The sequence below is a fragment of the Corynebacterium sp. HMSC074C01 genome, assembly GCF_001814605.1.
GTDB lineage: Bacteria > Actinomycetota > Actinomycetes > Mycobacteriales > Mycobacteriaceae > Corynebacterium.
Genome location: NZ_KV817294.1, coordinates 21412 through 28038, shown reverse-complemented (window position 1 = coordinate 28038; position 6627 = coordinate 21412). Strand labels below are relative to the sequence as shown.

Here is a 6627-nt window from a genome sequence, read left to right as displayed (position 1 = left end):
GGCGGCGCGCTAACCAACTGCGCCACAGGGCCATTTTTAGTTTTCTTTTGTGCGCTGGGCACGAATAAGTACTCTACACAAAGCTAGAGAAGCACAGCAAATCAGCACGTCAATAACTGTTTTTAACGGTGGAATAGCACCCCGATCTAAGGCCACCCCAGATCATAGACCTAAACGCCCCTCCCCGCTCCTGGCAGGCGCCCGAGGAAGAGGTAAGGACAAAACGACGCAAGCCTCGAGGCTTGTTTTAAAACAAAGCTTCGAGGCTTGAAGATGGCGACCCTGACGGGACTTGAACCCGCGACCTCCGCCGTGACAGGGCGGCGCGCTAACCAACTGCGCCACAGGGCCATAATTATTTTCTTGTGCACCAACACGAAAGTGTTGGTACCCCCAACGGGATTCGAACCCGTGCCGCCGCCGTGAAAGGGCGGTGTCCTAGGCCGCTAGACGATGGGGGCCCGTTGCCTTGAGGCAACTTTGTAAAAATATACTGGAGACATCCTCACTTAACCAAATCGCCCCGGCAGAAAGGCGGAAAACCATGTCTGACCAGCGAGATACCTGCTCCTGTCATGAGCCGGGTGTGCACGGCTATAACTCGGATGATGAACAGAAAGCGAAGTACTTAGCGCGTCTCAAACGCATCGAGGGGCAAACACGAGGTATCCACCGCATGATCGCGGAGGACCAATACTGTATCGACATCATCACGCAGATTTCGGCGGTGACCTCAGCTCTCGAAAACGTCTCCTTGGCGCTACTAGAGGACCACATAGAGCACTGCGTGACCGGAGCCGCCGCCGAGGATGGGCAAGTAGCCTCAGAGAAGCTAGAGGAGGCTATGCGGGCCATTCGGAAGCTCGTTAAGAGCTAGCACGCTGCCAGCCGCACCCTCTGCGACTTAAAGCCCCGCAAGACTACGCAAAGAGCCGCCCGAAGGCGGCTCTTTTTGTGGGCCCTGCGGGGCTCGAACCCGCGACCTGCGGATTAAAAGTCCGTAGCTCTACCAACTGAGCTAAAGGCCCAACGCCCAACCATCTTAGTAGGTGGCACTAAAGAAAAGGAAATGGCCCTCACCTCCAGTGGTAAGGGCCACGACCTAAAGGGCGATTCGCAATTAACCGCGCATGTCACCCTTCTCCATGAAGTTCACCTGGAAATCAAAGGCGGTCTTCAGATCGTGCGGGGTGTGCTGGAACTTGTTGGCCTTGGCACGCTCGAAGTACTCCTCCAACATCGGGCGGTAGTCCGGATGAGCCACGGCGATAACCTTCTCCACGCGCTCCTTCGGAGCCAGGCCGCGCAGGTCTGCAACACCGTACTCGGTGATGATGACCATGGTGTCGTGCTCAGTGTGGTCGGTGTGAGACACAAAAGGCACGATGGCGGAGATGGCACCATCCTTCGCTACCGACGGGGAGACGAAGGTGGAGATATAAGCGTTACGGGTGAAGTCACCGGAGCCGCCGGTACCGTTCATAATGCGGGAGCCGGAGACGTTGGTGGAGTTAATGTTGCCGTAGATGTCGCCCTCAATCATGCCGTTGGAGGAGATCAGGCCCACGCGGCGGATAACCTCCGGGTGGTTGGACACCTGCTGCGGGCGCAGGATGATGTGCTTGGCGTAGCGGTCCGCCTCAGCGTTCATCTTGTCCGCGTACTCCGGGGACAGAGCGAAGGAGGTGGCGGAGGCGACGGTCATCTTGCCGGCGTCGATAAGATCCAGCATGCCGTCCTGGATAACCTCGGTATAGGCCTGAATGTTTTCAAACTTGGAGTCCAACAGGCCCGCCATCACGGCGTTCGGGACGTTGCCCACACCGGACTGCATGATGAACTTGTCGTATTCTAGGCGGCCGGCAGCAACCTCGCCCTCAAGGAACTCGATGAAGTTCGCAGCGATCTTCTCAGAGACCTCGTCCGGAGCCTTGAACGGAGCGTTGCGGTCCGGAGCATTGGTCTTGACCACGGCCACGACCTTTTCCTCCGGAATCTCGATGTAGGTGGTGCCAACGCGGTCAGCCGGCTTGGTAATCGGGATCGGCTGGCGGTTCGGCAGCTTCTCAATACGGTAGATATCGTGCATGCCCTCGAGGTTGAGGGACTGCCACTCGTTGATCTCAATGATGATCTTGTCGGCGGCCTCAATGTATTCGAGGTTGTTACCCACTGCGGAGGAAGGAACAATGTTTCCCTTCTCATCAATGCGCACAGCCTCAATGATGGCTACCTGGAAGTCACCGTAGAAGCCCTCCTCCACCTGCTGACCAGAGTGCGAGAGGTGAATATCCTGGTAGAGGGCGGAGCCGTCGTTGAAGCGGCCGCGCAGTACCGGATCAGAGTTATACGGAGAGCGGAAGCGAATCGCGTTTGCCTCAGCCAGCACGCCGTCGCAGTCCGGAGCGGTGGAGGCGCCAGAGAAGACGTCGATCTTGAACTCCTCACCTGCCTCGTGGGCCGCCTTTGCCTTTTCCGCGATAGCGGTCGGCAGGGCCTTGGGGTAGCCAGCACCGGTAAATCCGGAGATTCCCACACGATCACCGTGGTTGACGAACTTTGCGGCCTCGTCAGCGCTCATCACGAGCTTCTCAAACGGCGCGTATGCAATTCTCTCAGACATTAGTCCTCCTTTTATGTGCAGAAACGACCTACGTTACGGTCCTTTCCTATTAGTTACATGCACCACACTAGCGAATCAGTGGCGGATTTACCGCACTCTGCCCCAAACCGTGTGCACCCCTCACTTTTCTCATCAGAATTTGCCACCCCAGGCTCTTTCCGCGCACAATTGGCGGCGTGACTCTTGCAATCGGAAAAATCCAGCTCAACTCCCCCGTTGTCCTCGCCCCCATGGCTGGCGTGACCAACGTGGCTTTTCGCGTGCTGTGCCGCGAGCAAGAGATTGAAAAGACCGGGACTGTCTCCGGCCTCTACGTGTGTGAAATGGTCACCGCACGCGCCTTGGTAGAGCGCAACCCCAAGACCCTCCACATGACCACCTTCGATCCCCAAGAGCAGCCACGCTCATTGCAGCTGTACACCGTCGATCCGGAGTACACATACAAGGCAGCAAAGATGATCGTGGATGAGAACCTGGCGGACCACATCGATATGAACTTTGGCTGCCCAGTCCCCAAGGTCACGCGCCGCGGCGGAGGCTCTGCGCTCCCCTATAAGCGCCGCCTGTTTGGCAACATCGTCGCCGCCGCAGTCAAGGCAACCGAGGGCACGGACATTCCAGTCACGGTGAAGATGCGCGTCGGCATCGATGAGGAGCACAAGACACACCTCGATGCCGGCCGCATCGCCGTGGCGGAAGGCGCCGCAGCAGTTGCTTTGCACGGGCGCACTGCCGCCCAGCGCTACTCCGGACACGCCGACTGGGGCGAGATCGCCCGTTTGAAGGAGCACTTGGCGGACACGGAAATCCCGGTCTTGGGCAACGGCGATATCTTCAAAGCAACCGATGCGCACGACATGATGGAGCAAACGGGATGCGACGGCGTCGTGGTGGGCCGCGGCTGTTTGGGCCGCCCGTGGCTTTTTGCGGAGCTTTCCGCCCACCTGCGGGGTGAGCTGGTACCGGAAGAGCCCACGCTAGGTGAAGTCACGCGCATCATGATCCGCCATGCAGAGCTTCTGGCCCAGCATGAGGGCGAGGCTCAAGCCAGCCGCGATATTCGCAAACACATTGGCTGGTACCTGCGTGGTTTTCCCGTGGGCGGCCAGGTACGTGCGGGCCTTTCTCGCGTCAATTCCTTGGGGGATCTGCGCGAACTGCTGGCGCCGTGGGCGGACTCGCCTGCGCTTGCCGACGACGCCGATGGCGCCCGCGGCCGCCAGGGCTCACCCGCCAAGGTGGTCCTTCCCGAGGGCTGGCTCGATGATCCGGAGGACGCCACCGTGCCGGAAGGCGCAGAGATTATGCACTCCGGCGGCTAGCCGCGAATTTTTCAAACTTGTTGCTCGACAGGCACTAGACCAATAATTCAGCTAAAGTACGTGGCATGCGCGCTGCTTATCGTGAACAGTTGGATAATTTTTCCCATGATCTCATCATCATGAGCACCACCGTCCATAAGCTCATGGCTCTCGCCTCCCAGGCGTTAATCAAGGCCTCCCTGCAACCGGCTGAGGAGGCTGTGTCGCTGCGCGATGAACTGGATGAGGTGCGCTCGCGCTGCGAAGACCGCGCGGTCTCCCTACTAGCCTTGGAAAACCCAATGGCCAAGGATCTCCGCCAGGTCATCTCTTCCATATATATTGTTGAAGACTTCTATCGCATGGGCCGCCTGTCCCAGCATATTGCCACGAGTGCCCGCCGCCGCCACCCCGAGCCAGTGGTACCAGCAGACATCGTGGGCTACTTCGAGGAATATGCGCGCCTTGTTCTCGATATGTCCGCAGGGCTCAAGGACATCCTCATCACCCGCGATCCGGAGCTAGCGCTTCGGCTCACCGAAGATGACGATGCCGTCGATGACATCAACCAGCACTTGATGCGCATGCTGACCCAGCGGGAATGGAAGGGAACGGTCCGCCAGGCTGTGGAGACCTCGCAGCTATCGCGCTATTACGAGCGTTTCGCCGATCATTGCGCCGCCGCTGCCGGACGCATCATTTATCTTGCAACGGGCCTGGACTCGGACCGCTATATGCGCAAGCGCGATCAAGAACAACGCGAGGCCGAGCTGGAGGCCCGCATGGCGGAGCTAGAGCGCCAGTTCCACAACTAGGTGGGGTTTCCCGGCCTCACTGCTTCCCCGCCGCTGGGCCCGCCTAGAGGCGGTTGAAGACACAAATAAGCCGGCTCCCTCTTCTAGACCTTAAACAGTCGAGAGAGGGCGCCGGCTTTCGGCACTATGGCGCCATCTGTGTTTAGCCAAAGCGGCCGGAGATGTAGTCCTCGGTGTCCTTCTTAGAGGGGTTCTCGAAGATCTTAGTGGTGTCATCGAACTCGACGAGGTGACCCGGCCTGCCGGTGGCCTCCAGAGAGAAGAAACCGGTCTTATCGGACACGCGGGCTGCCTGCTGCATGTTGTGGGTCACGATAACGATGGTGAAGTTTTCCTTCAGCTCGTGAATGAGGTCCTCCACGGCCAGAGTGGAAATCGGGTCCAGAGCAGAGCATGGTTCGTCCATGAGGAGAACCTCCGGTTCCACGGCGATCGCGCGGGCGATGCACAGACGCTGCTGCTGGCCACCGGACAGGCCGCCGCCCGGCTTATCCAGGCGGTCCTTAACCTCGTCCCAGAGGTTAGCGCCGCGCAGGGACCTTTCGGCAACTTCCTTCAGCTTCTTCTTGTTCTTTTCGCCGGACAGCTTCAGGCCGGCAACAACGTTGTCCTCGATGGACATGGTTGGGAACGGGTTAGCCTTCTGGAAGACCATGCCGATGGTGTTGCGAACGGATACCGGGTCAACTTTGGGGTCGTAGATGTTCTGGCCGTCCAACAGGATTTCACCCTTGACGGAGGCACCGGGGATGACCTCGTGCATACGGTTCAGGGTGCGCAGAACGGTGGACTTACCGCAGCCGGACGGGCCGATGAACGCGGTAACGGCCTTGGCCGGAATCTGCATGTTAACGTTCTGCACGGCGTGGAAGTCGCCGTAGTAGATGTTCACGTCATTAAGCTCAAGCTTAGACATTAGGGAGTTTCTCCTCTTAAGAATGTATGGCGGAATAGAGTGTTACGGCGATCTATTTCTTGACCGAGAACTTCGCGGAAATGACACGAGCCGCGATGTTGAGGATGGCGATGAGGATAACCAGCGTCAGCGCTGCACCCCAGAGCTTATCCAGGACGGCCGGTTGTGCGCCGGCCTTGTACATATCCAGCATCATCAGCGGCAGCGAGGACTGCGAGCCCTTGAATGCGTCCCAGTTGATGATGGAGGAGGAACCAACAAGGACCAGCACCGGAGAAGACTCACCCATCACACGCGCAATCGCGAGCATAATACCGGTAACGATGCCGGACAGAGCGGTCGGCAGGACGATGCGAGCAATGGTCTTCCACTTCGGAACACCCAGCGCATAGGAAGCCTCACGCAGGTCCATGGGAACCACGCGGAGCATCTCTTCGGTATTGCGGACCACAATAGGAATCATCAACAGCACCAAGGAAAGCGCCACGGCGAAGCCGGAGCGGCCAAAGCCGAAGAGTGTAATCCACATAGCGAAAATAAACAGCGCGGCAACGATGGACGGCACACCGGACAGGATGTCCACCATGAAAGTGGTGGTGCGGGCGAGCCAGCCACCCTTGGAATACTCCACCAAGTAGATGGCGGTGAAGATACCAATCGGGATGGAGATGATGGAGGCCAGAATGGTCTGGACGAAGGTACCGATGATCGCGTGAGCAGCACCGCCACCTTCAACGCTGTTCATGATGCCTCGCTGAGACGTAGTCCACCAATCTGCGTTGAAGATGACCCCGCTGCCACGGGCGAAGAGTTCCCACAGAACCCAAACCAGAGGGACCATGGCGAGAATCATGGCCGCCCAGACCACAACGGTGGCGATGGTGTTCGTGGCCTTGCGGGAGCTGGAAATGTCCAGGAAGGTAGCGCCTGCGGAGGCAGGCTTAGCGTTTGCAGTAGTAGTCATTGTGTCCT

General features: G+C 58.6%; 6 protein-coding genes and 3 tRNA genes. 3 read left to right on the top strand and 6 right to left on the bottom strand.

All coding sequences use genetic code 11. The annotated features are described in order from the left end of the window. Positions 1-274: 274 nt before the first annotated feature. Both HMPREF2978_RS09035 and HMPREF2978_RS09030 read right to left on the bottom strand, forming a co-directional pair. Positions 275-351, bottom strand: a tRNA-Asp gene (locus tag HMPREF2978_RS09035). A 34-nt stretch (positions 352-385) separates the two neighbouring features. Continuing rightward, positions 386-461, bottom strand: a tRNA-Glu gene (locus HMPREF2978_RS09030). Between the two features lie 83 nt (positions 462-544). On the opposite strand from HMPREF2978_RS09030, the gene HMPREF2978_RS09025 reads away from it, so the two are divergent. Continuing rightward, positions 545-877 carry a metal-sensitive transcriptional regulator gene (locus HMPREF2978_RS09025; protein WP_070745118.1) on the top strand — a complete coding sequence of 111 codons (333 nt, stop codon included), beginning with the start codon at positions 545-547 and terminating at the stop codon, positions 875-877. A gap of 78 nt (positions 878-955) precedes the next feature. Here the strand turns inward: HMPREF2978_RS09025 and HMPREF2978_RS09020 are convergent. Both HMPREF2978_RS09020 and HMPREF2978_RS09015 read right to left on the bottom strand, forming a co-directional pair. Next, positions 956-1028, bottom strand: a tRNA-Lys gene (locus HMPREF2978_RS09020). A 92-nt stretch (positions 1029-1120) separates the two neighbouring features. After that, positions 1121-2623 (bottom strand): acetyl-CoA hydrolase/transferase family protein, encoded by a 1503-nt coding sequence (locus HMPREF2978_RS09015; RefSeq protein WP_070524749.1) that lies wholly within the window; start codon positions 2621-2623, stop codon positions 1121-1123. A 176-nt stretch (positions 2624-2799) separates the two neighbouring features. Here HMPREF2978_RS09015 and dusB point away from each other — a divergent pair, with 176 nt between their 5' ends. Together dusB and phoU are read left to right on the top strand one after the other, a co-directional pair. Continuing rightward, positions 2800-3945 (top strand): tRNA dihydrouridine synthase DusB, encoded by a 1146-nt coding sequence (gene dusB / locus HMPREF2978_RS09010; protein ID WP_070745116.1) that lies wholly within the window; start codon positions 2800-2802, stop codon positions 3943-3945. Positions 3946-4010: 65 nt separating this feature from the next. Beyond that, the gene (gene phoU, locus HMPREF2978_RS09005; RefSeq protein WP_070524752.1) at positions 4011-4739 is read left to right on the top strand and encodes a phosphate signaling complex protein PhoU; all 729 of its coding nucleotides are present in this window, start codon (positions 4011-4013) and stop codon (positions 4737-4739) included. A 142-nt stretch (positions 4740-4881) separates the two neighbouring features. On the opposite strand, the gene pstB is transcribed toward phoU, so the two are convergent. After that, complete coding sequence (pstB, locus tag HMPREF2978_RS09000; protein ID WP_070524754.1) at positions 4882-5655, bottom strand: phosphate ABC transporter ATP-binding protein PstB; 774 nt, start codon at positions 5653-5655, stop codon at positions 4882-4884. Positions 5656-5707: 52 nt separating this feature from the next. Next, entirely contained in the window at positions 5708-6619 is a 912-nt protein-coding gene (gene pstA / locus HMPREF2978_RS08995; protein ID WP_070524756.1) for a phosphate ABC transporter permease PstA, read from the bottom strand. Positions 6620-6627 lie beyond the last annotated feature (8 nt).

Bases quoted from the DNA above. Each gene is read 5' to 3' on its own strand.
- phoU (WP_070524752.1), top strand. From the start codon at position 4,011: ATGCGCGCTGCTTATCGTGAACAGTTGGATAATTTTTCCCATGATCTC.
- HMPREF2978_RS09015 (WP_070524749.1), bottom strand. From the start codon at position 2,623: ATGTCTGAGAGAATTGCATACGCGCCGTTTGAGAAGCTCGTGATGAGC.
- HMPREF2978_RS09025 (WP_070745118.1), top strand. From the start codon at position 545: ATGTCTGACCAGCGAGATACCTGCTCCTGTCATGAGCCGGGTGTGCAC.
- pstB (WP_070524754.1), bottom strand. From the start codon at position 5,655: ATGTCTAAGCTTGAGCTTAATGACGTGAACATCTACTACGGCGACTTC.
- pstA (WP_070524756.1), bottom strand. From the start codon at position 6,619: ATGACTACTACTGCAAACGCTAAGCCTGCCTCCGCAGGCGCTACCTTC.